The following is a 348-nucleotide window of genomic DNA, read 5'->3' as shown; positions in this document are numbered from 1 at the left end:
CCTCAGACAGGGCATTTCGTTTATCCCTCACCGACCGATCACAAGCAAATCGGTGGATCGAGGCTAAGTATTCGCGGGGGAAGGCAGCCCGGGGGGAGTCAGGTTGTGCTGGAGCATGAAGTCCATCAAGTCGGAGATTGTCTTCAAAGCAGCTCCCAGTCGGATGAGCGAGGGGGCCTTCTCGTCGCTAAACGGGGTCAATCTGTTCAGCTCCGCTCCGATTTCGGACTCTGCAGCGGTGAGTCGATACCAGAGATCATGATCGTACGGCTCGTTGATCGTGTTCAACGCATGAGCTATCGCGACCTGAATCGCCACGCTCGTCGGATCGACGAGCAGTGGTTGCAA

Annotated in this window: 1 pseudogene; it reads right to left on the bottom strand. The window is 56.6% G+C overall.

Annotated elements, in window-relative coordinates:
* Positions 1–63: 63 nt before the first annotated feature.
* A pseudogene (locus tag B1964_RS30845) lies at positions 64–348 on the bottom strand (hypothetical protein); the annotation flags it as partial.

The sequence above is a fragment of the Gordonia sp. i37 genome (assembly GCF_002043085.1).
Classification (GTDB): domain Bacteria; phylum Actinomycetota; class Actinomycetes; order Mycobacteriales; family Mycobacteriaceae; genus Gordonia; species Gordonia polyisoprenivorans.
This window is presented reverse-complemented; position numbering and strand designations above follow the sequence as displayed.